The 14,116-nt window shown below is 65.6% G+C and carries 13 protein-coding genes; 6 read left to right on the forward strand and 7 right to left on the reverse strand.

Annotated elements, in window-relative coordinates; all coding sequences use genetic code 11:
• Window positions 1-17 precede the first annotated feature (17 nt).
• Window positions 18-878 carry a fumarylacetoacetate hydrolase family protein gene (locus tag VHAB30_RS12890; protein WP_159277274.1) on the forward strand — a complete coding sequence of 287 codons (861 nt, stop codon included), beginning with the start codon at window positions 18-20 and terminating at the stop codon, window positions 876-878.
• Window positions 879-1,371: 493 nt separating this feature from the next.
• Here VHAB30_RS12890 and VHAB30_RS12895 read toward each other — a convergent pair whose 3' ends face one another.
• The 7 genes from VHAB30_RS12895 to VHAB30_RS12925 form a co-directional block, all read right to left on the reverse strand.
• Window positions 1,372-2,964: a tannase/feruloyl esterase family alpha/beta hydrolase gene (locus VHAB30_RS12895; protein WP_159277275.1), complete on the reverse strand. Its 1,593-nt coding sequence runs from the start codon at window positions 2,962-2,964 to the stop codon at window positions 1,372-1,374.
• 59 nt (window positions 2,965-3,023) lie between these two features.
• Window positions 3,024-3,470 carry a MaoC family dehydratase gene (locus tag VHAB30_RS12900; RefSeq protein WP_159277276.1) on the reverse strand — a complete coding sequence of 149 codons (447 nt, stop codon included), beginning with the start codon at window positions 3,468-3,470 and terminating at the stop codon, window positions 3,024-3,026.
• Entirely contained in the window at window positions 3,463-5,115 is a 1,653-nt protein-coding gene (locus VHAB30_RS12905; RefSeq protein ID WP_159277277.1) for an AMP-binding protein, read from the reverse strand. Before VHAB30_RS12905 ends, VHAB30_RS12900 begins: the two co-directional genes overlap by 8 nt.
• On the reverse strand, window positions 5,112-5,852 hold the full coding sequence (locus VHAB30_RS12910) for a nitroreductase (RefSeq protein WP_159277278.1): 741 nt from the start codon (window positions 5,850-5,852) through the stop codon (window positions 5,112-5,114). Before VHAB30_RS12910 ends, VHAB30_RS12905 begins: the two co-directional genes overlap by 4 nt.
• A gap of 13 nt (window positions 5,853-5,865) precedes the next feature.
• Window positions 5,866-7,260 (reverse strand): MFS transporter, encoded by a 1,395-nt coding sequence (locus VHAB30_RS12915; RefSeq protein ID WP_159277279.1) that lies wholly within the window; start codon window positions 7,258-7,260, stop codon window positions 5,866-5,868.
• A 149-nt stretch (window positions 7,261-7,409) separates the two neighbouring features.
• Complete coding sequence (locus tag VHAB30_RS12920; protein ID WP_159270786.1) at window positions 7,410-8,429, reverse strand: AraC family transcriptional regulator; 1,020 nt, start codon at window positions 8,427-8,429, stop codon at window positions 7,410-7,412.
• Window positions 8,430-8,575: 146 nt separating this feature from the next.
• Window positions 8,576-9,181, reverse strand: a complete 606-nt coding sequence (locus tag VHAB30_RS12925) for a TetR/AcrR family transcriptional regulator (RefSeq protein ID WP_159277280.1) — start codon at window positions 9,179-9,181, stop codon at window positions 8,576-8,578.
• A 132-nt stretch (window positions 9,182-9,313) separates the two neighbouring features.
• On the opposite strand from VHAB30_RS12925, the gene VHAB30_RS12930 reads away from it, so the two are divergent.
• From VHAB30_RS12930 to VHAB30_RS12950, 5 genes are read left to right on the forward strand one after another with little or no spacing between them, the layout of a single operon-like run.
• Complete coding sequence (locus VHAB30_RS12930) at window positions 9,314-10,159, forward strand: alpha/beta fold hydrolase (protein WP_159277281.1); 846 nt, start codon at window positions 9,314-9,316, stop codon at window positions 10,157-10,159.
• A gap of 53 nt (window positions 10,160-10,212) precedes the next feature.
• Window positions 10,213-11,307: an alkene reductase gene (locus VHAB30_RS12935; RefSeq protein ID WP_139701796.1), complete on the forward strand. Its 1,095-nt coding sequence runs from the start codon at window positions 10,213-10,215 to the stop codon at window positions 11,305-11,307.
• Between the two features lie 60 nt (window positions 11,308-11,367).
• Complete coding sequence (locus VHAB30_RS12940) at window positions 11,368-12,156, forward strand: SDR family NAD(P)-dependent oxidoreductase (RefSeq protein ID WP_070059257.1); 789 nt, start codon at window positions 11,368-11,370, stop codon at window positions 12,154-12,156.
• 34 nt (window positions 12,157-12,190) lie between these two features.
• Window positions 12,191-13,177 carry an acrylyl-CoA reductase (NADPH) gene (acuI, locus tag VHAB30_RS12945; protein ID WP_159277282.1) on the forward strand — a complete coding sequence of 329 codons (987 nt, stop codon included), beginning with the start codon at window positions 12,191-12,193 and terminating at the stop codon, window positions 13,175-13,177.
• Window positions 13,178-13,188: 11 nt separating this feature from the next.
• Window positions 13,189-14,019 (forward strand): alpha/beta fold hydrolase, encoded by an 831-nt coding sequence (locus VHAB30_RS12950; protein WP_159277283.1) that lies wholly within the window; start codon window positions 13,189-13,191, stop codon window positions 14,017-14,019.
• The last annotated feature ends 97 nt before the right edge of the window (window positions 14,020-14,116 follow it).

A 14,116-nucleotide genomic window follows, 5' to 3' on the forward strand; every position in this document is an offset into this window, starting at 1 on the left:
GCCTTGAAAGCCACATCATGAGACTCATCGCCTTTATCGCCAGCAACGGCCTGCCCGCCTTGGGCCTGCGAACCGGTTCGCAGGTCGTCAACCTCACCGAAGTCGGATTGCCGTCGACGCTGGACGCGCTGCTCAAGCACCCCGACGGACTGAGCGCAGTGAAGGATGCCGCCGCCCGCGCGACGCAGCACCTGGCGCTCGCCGAGCTGAAACTGCTGCCGCCGCTTCAGACCCCGTCCAAGGCCTTCGCCATCGGCCTGAACTACGTCGATCACGCCTCGGAAAGCAACTTCGAGCCGCCCAAGCACCCGGTCCTGTTCCAGCGCTTTCCCTCTTCATGGGTCGCACACGGCGAGCCCCTGGTGCGCCCGCGGGTCTCCACGCAGTTCGACTATGAGGCGGAACTCGTGGCCATCATCGGTAAGGCAGGCCGCTACATCGCCAAGGAGGATGCGCTGGCGCACGTGGCCGGTTACGCCATTTTCAACGAGGGTTCCATCCGCGACTACCAGTTCCGCTCCGGCCAATGGCTGTGGGGAAAGAACTTCGATCGCAGCGGCGGCTTCGGCCCCGAATTCGTCACAGCGGACGAACTGCCGGCAGGCGCCACCGGCCTGCAGCTGACCTGCCGACTGAACGGCGAAGTGCTGCAAAGCGCCAACACGCGCGACATGATCTTCGACGTGGCGACCCTCGTTGCCGCGTGCTCGGAAGGCATGGAATTGCAGCCGGGCGACATGATCATCACCGGTACGCCCTCGGGCGTGGGTCTGGCGCGCACGCCGCAGGTCTGGCTTAAGCCGGGCGACGTCTGCGAAGTGGAGATCGAAGGCATAGGCATTCTGCAAAACCCCGTGATCGACGAAGTGTGGGCCTGAGGCCTGATCGTCCTCCCCCGCTACCGCGGGAACAATGGGCAGGCGTGCCGCGCGCAAATGGGGAGCGGCTCGTTTTTGACGGACAGCTCCTCTCAAGCCGAGCCTCTCGAACGTCGGCAACCCATTTGAAGGGGGGCATACCCCAAGGGCGGCTATGCAGCGATTGCCGTAGTCGGGATCGGAACAATCGATGTCTGCAACGAGGCCAATACCCGACAACCAAGGCAGTGTGAATCGCTGCGGGGCTCAGTCCAGATCGGGCTTCGTAGGTAGGGTCAGTACGCCGACGCATGCCCTCGGCGCCCACCGAAGTTGCGCGCTTCGGCGGCCAGAGGGTGCGAGAAACCAGCAGGAGGACACCGTATCCATTGAATGCATCAGCGCGTGTCGAATCCTTCCCGCGCCACCCAGAACGGGCGACGCGCGTTCTCTTCGCGAATGCCTTCACAGACCAGCCTGTGCCAACACTGCTGCGTACACAGCGCCACGACGCCTAGCTAGGTGACGTGCAGGTGAAGCTGGACGCCGCGTCGGGATCGCCGGTGCCGTTGTACTTTGGAAACTGCGGGTGCCTGCACATCGGCCGCTGCATGCCCTTGCCCGGCTCGACGCTGCGCGTGGCCACGATCTCGCGGGCGCTGGGATGGGTGCCGGTTTCGATCCAGTCGAACATCGGGGTGATGAGGTCGACGCTGTCCGGGCCCTTGCCGCCTGCCGGCGTGGCGGCGCAGTGGTCGTTGCCTGCCAGCACGTAGTACTCGACGAACCGGTCGGCCGCGGCCTGCCCGCCCGCTGCGGCGACGACCTTGCGGTAGTAGTCCGTGGTGTTGTTCTGCGTGATCAGCCAGTCGGTGGTGCCGTGCATGAGCAGCATCTTGCCGTTGCGGGCCCGGAACCCGCTCAGGTCGGGGTTGACTGCATCGATCAATCGGGCGAGGTGGTCGAGTCGGTTCGTGTACTGCAGCGGGTCGACGTTCAGCGGGTCTGCGGACGGGTCTTGCGCCACGAAGTACTTCATGTAGTCGCCGCCGAGAATCTGAAACGTGGTGCCTCCGATGGCCTGCCACGATGCGTCGTCGGCGGTCTCGCCGCCGACATAGGGAAAGGCCGGCCATGTGTAGCGACCACCCGCCACATCGGTGGGCTCGTACAGGACCTTGGCGGACGCCAGCTGCGCGTCGGTCAGGCAAGAGTCTGCGTCGGCGCCCGTGCATCGGAGCTTGGCCAGATCGGGCTTGCAGGCCTCGGGGTGGCTGATGATGCCGTCCTTCAGGCCGTCGAGTGCATCGCATTGGGACTGCATGAAGTTCGCGAGGGTCTTGACCTTCGGGATGCTCAGGCCCGCCTCGGGCTGGGCCAGCTGCTTGAGTATTTTTTGATACCAGAGGAACTGGCCCGTGTAGGCATTGGCCGGGGCGCGCGCAATCACGCCGTCGAACAGGTCGGGATGCCGTTGCGCCTGGATCAACGCCTGACGCCCACCGCCCGAACAGCCCTCGTAGACAAACTTCGAGCGGCCGACCGATTCGCCATAGCGCGAGCGGAGCACGGCCTTCGCCGATGCAAGCACCTTGGGCACGGCACCGTCTGCGTAGTCCTGAAGCAACTGGGGGTCCATAGCGAAGGAGCCATTGGGATGCTTGGCCGCATCGTGTCCATGGTTCGTCGCGATGGTCGCGTAGCCGCTTTCCGCGACGCCAGGGCTGTAGGCGCTGGGGTAGATGGCGCCGTCGAAGCCGCCGCCGCCGATGAACAGGACACGCTGGTTCCAGCTGCTGGGCAGCTTGACTTCGAAGGCGAGTTCCGGCGGCATCTCGCCGCGCACGATGCAGGTCTCCGGCGTGGTGTCTGTCTGGGGCGTCAGCGTCGCCTGCGTGATCGTGGCGCCTTCGAAGGCCCGGCTCAGGAAGCTGTTGCACGCGGCCTGCGCGCTTCCGGCAGCGGACGGGAACAGCGCGGGTGGCGAGTTGCCACCACCGCTGCCGCTGCCGCCGCAGGAAGCAAGCAGCGCCGCAGCAGCCACCACGGACCACGAGATGATGCGCCGGTGGGTGTCGCGTCGGCATGTGAGAGGGGCTATCTTCATTCTTTGTCTCCTTGTTGGGGCAATGCCCCCGTGAACGCGCACGCTGGCGCGGAAAGCACTCATGCGGCGGGCGTGAAAAGCACCGTGCCCTGCGCGAGCACGCTGGTCCTGTCGTCTGCGCTCTTGATCGCACCTTGCAATTCGAGAACGCAGCCGCCCTTCGAATGCGCGGCCATCGACGTCACGCGCCACTCGATGAGTACCGTCTCGCTCGCCCGTACGGGACGCAGCAGGTCGACCGAGAAGTTCATGCCCAGCACCTCCCCCCTCGTAGCGAAGTGACTGGCGGTCAGCCCCATCAGCAGCGAGGTGGTGTGGGTCGCACTGGCGATCAAGCCGCCGAAGCGCGTGCCCTGTGCAAACGCGGCATCGTGGTGCAGCGGGTTCTCGTCTCCCGCGGCCAGCGCGAAGGCACGCACTTGCGCTTCGTCGAAGGTGTGGGGTCGCGAGAAGCGATAGCCGGGCCCGACAGGCCCCAGGGCCGCGGCCGCTTCGCACTCAACCATGGCTAGCGAGCCGGGTGATGGCGTCCTGGCTTCCGGCCTGCTGGCGCAAGCGGAACTTCTGGATCTTTCCCGTGGCCGTCTTCGGCAAGGGGATGAAGATCACGCGGCGCGGACACTTGAAGTGCGCCAGCCGCTCGCGGCAGAACGCAATGATCTCTTGCTCGGTGGGCGCGGCGACACCGGCCTTCAGCTCGATGAACACGCACGGCACCTCGCCCCACTTGGGGTCGGGCTGCGCCACCACGGCGGCATGCAGCACCGCCGGGTGTCCATGGACGACGTCTTCGATTTCGACCGACGAGATGTTCTCGCCGCCCGAGATGATCACGTCCTTCGACCGGTCGGTGATCTGCGCATACCCGTTGGCATGCAGGACCGCGACGTCACCGGTGCGGAACCAGCCGTCGGCGAGCGCCTTGCGCGTTGCCGCCTCGTTCTTGAAGTAGCCCATCATCACGGTGTTGCCGCGCAGCATGAGCTCGCCCGCCGATTTGCCGTCGGGCACGACGGGTTCGAGGGTGTCGGCATCGCCGACCATGAGGCCTTCGAACATGGCGGCGCGCACGCCCTGGCGCACGCGCAGCGCCCCCTGCTCGGCGGGCGCTAGGTCGTCCCAGCCGTCCTGCCACACGCAACTCACCGGCGTGCCGGAAACCTCCGTGATTCCGAAGACGTGCTCCACGTCGAAGCCCATCGCCAGCACCGCGTTCAGCACGGCGAGCGGCGGCGGTGAGCCGGCCGTCAGCACGCGCACGGGGCGCGGCAGCCGGGTATCTTTCGCCGCGTCCGCGAGCATCGCCATCACGACCGGCGCTGCGCAGAGGTGATCGATCTGATGGCGCTCGATGGCCTCCAGCACGGCGTCGGCAGACACCCGGCGCAGGCAGACATGGGTGCCCGCCGCCGCAGTCACGGCCCAGGTGAAGCACCATCCGTTCGCGTGGAACATGGGCAAGGTCCACAGGTACTTCGGCGCCCGTGGCATCGCCCAGTTCGTGATCTGCAGCAGGCTCATGAGGTAGGTGCCGCGATGGCTGGCGACCACGCCCTTGGGGTCTCCGGTCGTGCCGGAGGTGTAGTTCAGGGCGATGGGTTGCCACTCGTCGCTGGGCCAGCGACCGGCAAAGTCCGGGTCTCCGTTCGCCAGCAGCGATTCGTAGTCGGTCTCGCCGATGGGTTCGCCGGGTGGTGCGAGGTGGTCGTTGATGTCGATGACCGCAGGCGCACGGTCGAGCAGCTTCAGCGCTGCGGCCACCGTGGCGGCGAACTCGCGATCGACCATCAGCAATTTGCACTCGCCGTGGCGCAGGATGAACGCGATGCCTTCGGCATCCAGGCGATGGTTGATTGCGTTGAGCACCGCGCCGGCCAGCGGAATGCCGAAGTGGGCCTCCAGCATGGCCGGCGTGTTGGGCGCGAGCACCGAGACGGTGTCGCCCGGTTCGATGCCTCGCATCGCCAGCGCGGACGCCAGGCGATGGCAGCGCTCGCGCGTCTGCGCCCAGGTTCGCGTCAGCTCGCCGTGCACCACCGCCACGCGGTTCGGATGCGCGAGCGCCGCGCGGTCGAGAAAGCCCAGCGGCGTGAGCGGCACATGATTTGCCGCGCAGCGTTCGAGGCCCCGTGCATAGGATGGCGCGCTCATGCGGTGGTCTCCTTGGAGGTGTCGTGGAAGGTCGTAAACGCGGAGACTGGCTCGCGCTCGGTGACGAGTGAGTTCTCGACCGACGAGGTGTCGGCGTAGCCCAGGCTCATGCCGCAAACCAGCATCTGGCCGACGGGAATGTTCAGCAGGTCCGCGATCTGGCGATGGAATTTCAGGAACGCGGCCTGTGGGCAGGTGTGAAGGTTGCGGCCGCGTGCGGCCACCATCACGCTCTGCAGGAACATGCCGTAGTCCAGCAGGCTGCCTTCCTGGAGTTCACGGTCCACCGTGAAGAACAGGCCCACGGGCGCATCGAAGAAGCGGTAGTTGCGACCGTGCTGCAGGTGCATGCGCTGCTTGTCGCCCTTGGCGATGCCGAGCAATCCGTAGAGGTCCCAGCCGACCTTGCGGCGCCGCTCCAGGTACGGCGAAAACCATTCCCGCGGGTAGTAGTCGTAGGGCTCAAGCAGCTCGCCCGACCGGCCGGGATCGTCGTCGAGCACGGCAATCGCCGCCGACAGACGGGCCTTGGCAGGCCCCGTCAGCACATGCACATGCCAGGGCTGCATGTTCATTCCGGAGGCGCTGTAGCGCGCCGTCGAGAGGATCGCCTCGACCTCTTCCCGGGGCACCGGCCGGGGCAAGAACGCCCTGACGCTGCGCCGAGTGGCAATGGCCCAGTCGACCGCTCCTTGCAGCGCGTGTGCCTCCAGCGGCGGCGCCATCATTCGGTTCATTGAGGTTTCCTTGCTATTTCGAAGCCGGGCGAATCGCCCCGTCCACACGGCTCGCTTCGCCGGTGGCTGCGCGCGCGGCCTTGGCCTGAGTCGACGCGGCGCGCGACTGGTTCACGAACGAGACCGCTGCCGCGCCGATGACGCCGGCCAGCGCGATCGCCATGAAGTTCTGCTCGATGGGCAGGCTCAGCGACACGAGCCAGCCGATCAGAATCGGCGCAGCAATGGCGCCGATGCGGCCGACACCCGAGGCGAAGCCGACGCCGGTCGAACGCACGGCCGGTGGATAGAAATCGCCAGCGTAGGCATAGGCCAGCAGTTGCGTTCCGAGCGTGGACGCACCCACCACGAACACGGCAACAAACAGCAGCTCGGTCGATTTCGTGTACGCGAGCGCGGCCAGCGACGCAGCCCCGACCACGTAGAACGCCACCAGCACATGCTTGATGTTGAACTTGTCGCTCAGCAGACCGCCGCCGATCGCGCCCACGATCGCGCCGACGTTGAAGACGATCACGAAGTTCAGGGCCGAGCCCAAGCTGTATCCCGCCATGGCCATGAGCTTGGTCAGCCAGGAGTTCAGCGCGTAGACCATGAACAGCCCCGTCATGAAAGCCACCCAGATCATCACGGTGCTGAACGCGCGTCCGGCGTCGAACAGGGTGCGCACCGGCGCGTCGTGCAGGCGGTCGGTGGACGCGCCGACATACACGGTGCCGGCTGCGTTCGGCTGCTCCGGCGCGAGCTTGGCCGCGATCTCCCCGAGCTGCCGCTGGTCACCCTTCTTGAGAAGAAACGACAGCGATTCGGGCATCGTTTTCAGGATGAGCGGAATCAGCAGCACGGGCAAGCCGGCCACATAGAACACCCATTGCCATCCATGGCTCTCGATGAGCTGCTTGGCGGTGAGCGCGACCAGAATGCCGCCCACGGAGTAGCCCGCGAAAACCATCGTCACCAGGCGCGTACGCAGCTTCGCCGGTGCGAACTCGCCCATCTGCGCGGTCACGATGGGCAACACCCCGCCGATGCCGAGGCCCGCGATGAAGCGGGCGACGCTGAAGCCGATGGGTTCGGTGGCCAGCCCAGTCAGCGCCGTGAAGACACTGAAGAGCGCCACGCACACCGCGATCATGCGAGGGCGGCCGATGCGGTCTGCCAGGGTGCCCAGGAAGATCGCGCCCAGCATGGTTCCGAACAACGCCGACCCGGCCATGACGCCGGCGCTCGTGGCATCGACGCCCATGTCTTTCATGATCGATGGCAGCGCGGCGCCCACGACCGCCAGGTCATAGCCGTCGATGACCAGGATCAACACGCACCACCAGAGCACGAGCCCGTGAAAGCCGTTGAACCGGGAGTGCCCCGCCAACGCGTGAATATCGACCTGCTTGCCGGCCTGCTGCATGTTTTCGTCTCCTGTCGTTTGATCTGTCGCGAGATGCGATGTCGACGGGAGGTTAGTTCTGCAGGCGGCACGCTTCCATGCCCGCGCGTCTCGATCTGGATGGGGCGTTCGGACATGTCGGCATCCCTGCCGGACGCCGGAGCTTCGGCTTATTGCGGCGCGGGTGCGGACGAGCGATAGGCGCCCGGGCTGACGCCTGTCCATTTCTTGAAGGCGCGATGGAAGGCGCTGGTTTCCTGGAAGCCGGTGCGGGCAGCGACTTCGGCCACCGTCAGCGACGCGCTCGACAAGAGGTCGATGGCGATGTCCCGCCGCAGGTCGTCCTTCACGCGCTGGTAGCTCACGCCCTCCTGCTGCAAGCGGCGTTGCAGCGTGGTGCCGGAAACGCAGAGTTCCTGTGCGAGCTTTTCGAGTTCGGGCCACGCCTCGGGCATCTGGCTTCGCAACCTGTTGCGCACCTGGGCGCTGGTGCTGGCGTCGTTACGGTACTTGACCAGCAGGTTGGCCGGCGCTTCCCTCAGGAAGTTGTCGACCGTGGCGGGCGACTCCGCAATCTTCAGGTCCAGCAGATCGCTTGCGAAACTGATGTGCGTGGTCTCGCCATTGAATTTCACGCTCTCGCAAAAGCGCGTTCGGTAGTGGCTGTCGTCGCCGGGCGGCGGGCATCGGAACTGCATCTCGCGCAGGGGAATGCGCCGGTGCACGAGCCAGCAGGCCAGGCCATGGACCAAGATGAACCAGGTGCCGTAGCCGAACAGCCGGCGCAGCACGCCGCCGTCATGCAGCACGACGCGCGCCTCGTCGCCGTCGCAGACCAGCTCGCCGCGGAAATCGTCCAGCGTGGCGTGGAGGAACCTCAGGATGCGGCGCAATGCGTGCGCGAGGTTGTCGGCGTTGACGGCGGCGCGCGTCATGAGCGCATAGCTGCCGCGGCGAAGCCCGTGGCTGTCCAGGCCGAAGAACTCGTCGTCCATCAGGTCGGCCAGCGCCACCCACATCTGCGAGTACGCCGCCGCCGAGATGCGCGCGCGCGGCGCGTTCAACAGCTCGCGGTCGATCTTGGCGCTTTCGAGGACGCTGCTGATGTCCATGTTTCTCAGCGCCGCGGCGTGGATCGCCTCGTGCACCAGTTCAATGGACACGGTTCCCTTCAAGCCTGCAGACTTCATACGCACTCGCTCAAGAATCAGTGGTGGGGCGAGCTCTTTATAAGCGCGTTTCGCGCTGTGCAGGATGCGGCCTCAGGGGACCCGCAGCGTCCGCAGCAATGAGATGCCGCCGACCTCTGTCGTGGGCTGTCGCGGAAGTTGTGCGACTAGGTGCTCTGGGAACCGGAAGCGCCAGGCGTCATCGAGGAAAGCCTCGACAGGACGGCGCTGCGGCAGACATCCAGAATTTCATCGGCCAGTGGCGAGTCGTCAGGACACGCCCGCGACAGCACGATGGCACCGACTGCCTGCGCAATGAGGTCGATCCGCCTGGCGCGTGCGTCGCCGCCCTGATCGTCCTCCTCTGGCGCGTCGAACTGGTTTCCCAGGGTCATCAGCAGGTTTTCAATGCCGGTCGCAAACGCCGTCTTGATCGACTCCGGTTGGCGCGCAGCATCTGCGCACAGGGCGGCCATCGTGCAACCGTCACCCGGTGCATCTCGGTGTTCACGGGACAGATAGTGATGGACAAATGCCATCGCATCGACGCCTTCGGCCTTGGCGGCCGTCTGCGCAAAACCGCAGGTCGCGGCTTGCGCCATCAGGTCGGCCTTGGATTCGAAGTGCTTGTAGAACCCGCCGTGGGTGAAGCCTGCGAACGCCATCAAGTCCGCAATCCCCACCCCGTCGTAACCACGCTCGCGAAACAGCGTGGAGGCCGTCTCGACGATGTGCGCCCGGTTCGCCTGTGCCTGCGCCTTGGTGACCTTCATGTCCAGGACCTCTCTAGATGTGCCATCGGTGAAGCCATGAATATACATTGATGTCGATCATCATCAAAATCCTTGACATCAAAGATGATGATCGACATCATTAGGCCAACTTACCTTGGAAGGCTTCCGAAAATGAGCGATACCCACCTGACCGCACCCACCCGCTTCGTCGAAGTGGATGGCGAAAAATTCGCCTATCGCCGCTGGGGCAACACCTCCAGCGGACAGCCCCCTCTGTTCTTCGTCCAACATTTCCGCGGCGGCCTGGACCACTGGGATCCCCTGTTGACCGATGGTCTGGCCGCAGGCCGCGAGGTCATCCTTTACAACGGTCGCGGCATTGCCTCCTCGACCGGCACGCCCCGCAACCGGATCGAAGACATGGCGGACGACATCGCCCTGGTGATCCGGGCGCTGGGTCTGTCCCAGGTCGATCTGCTTGGTTTCTCAATCGGGGGCTTCCAGGTGCAGGAGGTCGTGCTGCGTCACCCGCAACTGGTTCGCAAGCTCGTCCTGCTCGGCACCGGACTGCGCGGCGGCGATCCGAAGATGGAGCCCAGGGTGCTGGAGGTCGCGCCGAACCCCGTACCGACCGCGGATGACTTTCTCTACCTGTTCTTCGGCCGCTCGGAGGCTGCCAAGCAGGCAGGCCTGGCCTTCTGGGAGCGCCGCCACCAGCGCGTCGATCAGGACCCGCCCAGCTCGATGGCCGTCGCTCAAGCCCAAGCCGAGGCGCACGCCGCCTACCTGCAGCCGTTACCGGGTGCGAACCCCTATGCCTTCCTGAACGCCGTCACGCAGCCGACCCTGGTGCTCAACGGCGTCGACGACATCATGATTCCCACGATCAACTCCTGGCATCTGTCGCAGAACATTCCCAACGCGCAGCTGTTGATCTATCCCGACGCCGGACACGGCGCGCAGTTCCAGTATCCCGAGCGCTTCCTGCAACACGCGATCCAGTTCCTCGAGGAGTGATGCCGTAGCGCATCCCCGTCCCCGCCCGATCAACGACGACACAGCAAACAAGCATGACTGACAAGACGCTCTTCGAGCCCTACACACTTGGCTCACTCCAACTGTCCAACCGCATCGTGATGGCGCCGCTGACGCGCAATCGGGCAGGCGCGGGTCTGGTGCCCAGCGAGTACGCCGCCACCTACTACGGTCAGCGCGCCTCGGCGGGCCTGATCATCACCGAGGCCACCCAGATCTCGGCCGATGCCCAGGGCTACCAGGACACCCCGGGCCTGTACACGCCGCAGCAGATCGACGGCTGGCGCAAGGTGACCGACGCCGTTCATGCCAAGGGCGGGCGGATCTTCGTGCAGTTGTGGCACGTGGGCCGCATCTCCCACGTCGACCTGCGCCCTGGTGGCACCGCGCCGGTGGCCCCCTCCCCCATCCGCGCCGCGACCAAGACCTTCGTCAACAACGGTTTTCATGACGTCTCCGAGCCACGTGCCCTGACCCTGGATGAGATTCCAGGCATCGTCGAGGATTTCCGCCAGGCTGCGGCCCATGCGATCACTGCGGGGTTCGACGGCGTCGAGGTCCACGGTGCCAACGGCTACCTGCTGGAGCAGTTCATCAAGGACGGTGCCAACACCCGGACGGACGCGTACGGCGGCTCCATCGAGAACCGCGCGCGCCTGTTGCTCGAAGTCACGGCCGCCGTGGCGAAGGAAATCGGTGCCGAGCGCACCGGTGTGCGCCTCTCGCCGGTGTCGTCGGCCGGCGCCATTTCGTCCAGCGATCCGCAGTCGCAGTACGACTACATCGCCGAGCAACTCAATGCGATGGGCATCGTCTACCTGCATGTGGTCGAAGGCGCCACCGGGGGGCCGCGCGATGCCGCACCGTTCGATTTCGACGCCTTGCGCACTCGCTTCAAGAACACCTACCTGGCCAACAACGGGTATGACCTCGAACTGGCCAACGCCCGCCTGATCGAGGACAAGGCCGACCTGTTCGTCTTCGGCCGCCCCTTCATCAGCAACCCCGATCTGGTCGAAAGGCTGGAGATCGGCGCACCCCTCGCCGCGCTGGACCCCACCACGCTGTATGGCGGTGGCGCCAAAGGCTACATCGACTATCCGACCCTCGCTGATTCCAGCGTCCGGTAGTCGTTTTTCCACGCTGCATGTCGCGGCATGGACTCACCCTTTCGATCACGAGCAAAACACATGACCTCTCATTCCACTGTTCTCATCACGGGCGCCTCGACCGGCATTGGCGCCATCTATGCCGACCGCTTCGCACGCCGCGGCCACGACCTCGTGCTGGTGGCGCGCGACAAGGCGCGGCTGGAAACGCTCGCGGCGCGCCTGCGTGAGGAAACCGGCGCTGCCGTCGATATCCTTGCGGCCGATCTGACCCAACCCGGCGACCTGGCCGCCGTCGAGACGCGACTGCGCGAGGACGCCAGGATCGAGACCCTGATCAACAACGCCGGGGCCGCACTGTCCGGCCCGTTCATCGACCAGTCGACAGACGATGTCGCCCGCTTGGTCAGCCTCAACACCACCGCACTCGTGAGGCTGGCGAGCGCCATCGCCCCGCGCCTGGTGCAGGCCGGCAAAGGCGCGATCGTCAACATCGGCTCGGTGGTCGGCCTGGCGCCCGAGTTCGGCATGTCGGTCTACGGCGCGACCAAGGCCTTCGTGCTGTTCCTGTCCCAGGGGTTGAGCCTGGAGCTCGCGCCCAAGGGCGTCTACGTGCAGGCGGTGTTGCCGGCCGGCACCCGCACCGAGATCTGGGAGCGCGCGGGCATCGATACCCGTGCGATGCCCGACCTGATGGGAGTAGAAGAGCTGGTGGATGCCGCGCTGACCGGATTCGACCGCCGTGAACTCGTGACCATCCCGCCGTTGCACGATGCCGCGCGCTGGGAGGTGCTGAACACGGCACGTCAGGCCCTGGTCGCGGACATTCGGCAGGCGCACGTGGCGGAGCGCTATCGAACCGCCGCCTGAAACGGCAAGAACGCCAGAACGGAAGGAACAGCACATGACATTCAAGGCACTGCTCGCCAGCAAGACCGGCGACACCATTTCAAGCAGCCTGGTCGACTTCAAGGAAGAGGACCTGATGCCGGGCGACGTCACCGTCGCGGTCGAGTACTCGACGGTGAACTACAAGGACGCGATGGCGCTCAGTGGCCGGTCACCGGTCATTCGCCAGTTTCCGCTGATTCCGGGCATCGACTTTGCCGGTGTCGTCGAGTCGTCGACTTATCCCGGCATCGCAGCCGGCGACCGTGTGCTGGCCAACGGCTGGGGACTGAGCCAGACGCACCACGGCGGCTTTGCGCAAAAGGCGCGGGTGAGCGGTGATTGGCTGGTCAAGGTTCCCGAGGTGTTTTCGACCCGGGATGCCATGGCCATCGGCACCGCCGGGTACACCGCCATGCTGTCGGTGCTCGCGCTCGAGCATGGTGGCCTGACGCCCGAGCACGGCGACATCCTGGTGACGGGCGCCAATGGCGGCGCCGGCTCCGTGGCGATCGCGCTGCTGTCGAGCCTGGGCTATCGCGTGATCGCGTCGACCGGGCGTCTCGAGGAATCCGATTACCTGCGTGCGCTGGGCGCGGCGGACATCATCGACCGTCACACCCTGTCCGAAGCGGGCGCACCGATCGCCAAGGAGCGATGGGCCGGGGCCATCGATTCGGTCGGCAGCCATACCTTGGCAAACGTCCTGGCGCAGACCCGGTATCGCGGCGTGGTCGCGGCCTTCGGGCTCGCACAGGGCGCGGACCTGCCGGCATCTGTCCTGCCCTTCATCCTGCGCAACATCACCCTCGCCGGTATCGACTCGGTCAATGCGCCGCAGCCTGCGCGGCTGCAGGCGTGGTCGCGTCTGGCCAGCGACCTGGACCTGGACAAGCTGGCACGGACCACCAAGGTGATCGGATTGGCAGAGGTTCCTGACGTTGCCAGCCAGGTACTCGCAGGGAAGGTCCAGGGGCGCACCATCGTGGATGTGAACGCCTGACCGGATCGCGCATGCCCTTCATCGACGCTCCCAACCTCTCGATCGATGTCGACGGGACTGCATTCGCGTACCGCGACCTGGGGCCGCGCGATGGCGTGCCTCTGGTCCTGCTCAACCACTGGGGCGCGGTCCTCGACAATTTCGACCCGCGGATCGTCGATGGACTTGCCCGCAGGCATCGCATCATCGCCATCGATTACCGAGGGATCGGCGCTTCAGGCGGAACAGCGCCTGTGACCATCGATGCGATGGCGCGGGATGCGATCGCGCTGGTCCACGCACTGGGCTTCGAGAAGATTGATCTGCTTGGCTTCTCCCTCGGAGGATTCGTGGCGCAGGACATCGTGCTGAAAGCCCCCGGCCTGGTGCGCCGACTCATCCTGACCGGCACAGGGCCGGCAGGCGGCACAGGCATCGAACGGGTCGGAGCGGTCTCCTGGCCGCTGATAGTCAAAGGCCTGCTGACGCTGCGGGATCCGAAGACCTTTCTGTTCTTCACCTCCACGGCCAACGGTCGTCAAGCCGCGAAAGCCTTCCTGGAGCGACTGAAGGAGCGCAAGGCGGATCGGGACAAGGGGCCGACGCCCCCTGCCTTCCTGCGACAGCTGAAGGCCATCAAGGCCTGGGGCCGGCAGGTGCCCCAGGATCTGGGCGGCATCCGCATCCCTGTGTTGATTGCGAATGGCGACAACGACATCATGGTGCCCACTGTGAACAGCCATGACATGGCGCGTCGCATCCCAGGCTCGCAACTGGTCATCTACAAAGACGCTGGGCATGGCGGGATTTTCCAGTACCACGGCGAATTCGTGCCCAAGGCGCTGGCCTTTCTCAATGACTGAACGACGGCATCTTTCGCAACCGGCTTCAGGCCGACTTTCCCGACCGCCCCCTGTAGTGCGGGGCTGCCCGAAGCGCATTCAATCAAACACTCTGGAA

The sequence above is a fragment of the Variovorax boronicumulans genome (assembly GCF_009811375.1).
Taxonomy (GTDB): Bacteria; Pseudomonadota; Gammaproteobacteria; order Burkholderiales; family Burkholderiaceae_C; genus Variovorax; species Variovorax boronicumulans.

What these genes read in the sequence shown, in the direction of transcription:
- VHAB30_RS12950 (WP_159277283.1), top strand. Translation starts at nt 13,189, where the DNA reads ATGCCCTTCATCGACGCTCCCAACCTCTCGATCGATGTCGACGGGACT.
- VHAB30_RS12930 (WP_159277281.1), top strand. Translation starts at nt 9,314, where the DNA reads ATGAGCGATACCCACCTGACCGCACCCACCCGCTTCGTCGAAGTGGAT.
- VHAB30_RS12910 (WP_159277278.1), bottom strand. Translation starts at nt 5,852, where the DNA reads ATGAACCGAATGATGGCGCCGCCGCTGGAGGCACACGCGCTGCAAGGA.
- VHAB30_RS12905 (WP_159277277.1), bottom strand. Translation starts at nt 5,115, where the DNA reads ATGAGCGCGCCATCCTATGCACGGGGCCTCGAACGCTGCGCGGCAAAT.
- VHAB30_RS12940 (WP_070059257.1), top strand. Translation starts at nt 11,368, where the DNA reads ATGACCTCTCATTCCACTGTTCTCATCACGGGCGCCTCGACCGGCATT.
- acuI (WP_159277282.1), top strand. Translation starts at nt 12,191, where the DNA reads ATGACATTCAAGGCACTGCTCGCCAGCAAGACCGGCGACACCATTTCA.
- VHAB30_RS12890 (WP_159277274.1), top strand. Translation starts at nt 18, where the DNA reads ATGAGACTCATCGCCTTTATCGCCAGCAACGGCCTGCCCGCCTTGGGC.
- VHAB30_RS12925 (WP_159277280.1), bottom strand. Translation starts at nt 9,181, where the DNA reads ATGAAGGTCACCAAGGCGCAGGCACAGGCGAACCGGGCGCACATCGTC.
- VHAB30_RS12920 (WP_159270786.1), bottom strand. Translation starts at nt 8,429, where the DNA reads ATGAAGTCTGCAGGCTTGAAGGGAACCGTGTCCATTGAACTGGTGCAC.
- VHAB30_RS12915 (WP_159277279.1), bottom strand. Translation starts at nt 7,260, where the DNA reads ATGCAGCAGGCCGGCAAGCAGGTCGATATTCACGCGTTGGCGGGGCAC.
- VHAB30_RS12900 (WP_159277276.1), bottom strand. Translation starts at nt 3,470, where the DNA reads ATGGTTGAGTGCGAAGCGGCCGCGGCCCTGGGGCCTGTCGGGCCCGGC.
- VHAB30_RS12935 (WP_139701796.1), top strand. Translation starts at nt 10,213, where the DNA reads ATGACTGACAAGACGCTCTTCGAGCCCTACACACTTGGCTCACTCCAA.
- VHAB30_RS12895 (WP_159277275.1), bottom strand. Translation starts at nt 2,964, where the DNA reads ATGAAGATAGCCCCTCTCACATGCCGACGCGACACCCACCGGCGCATC.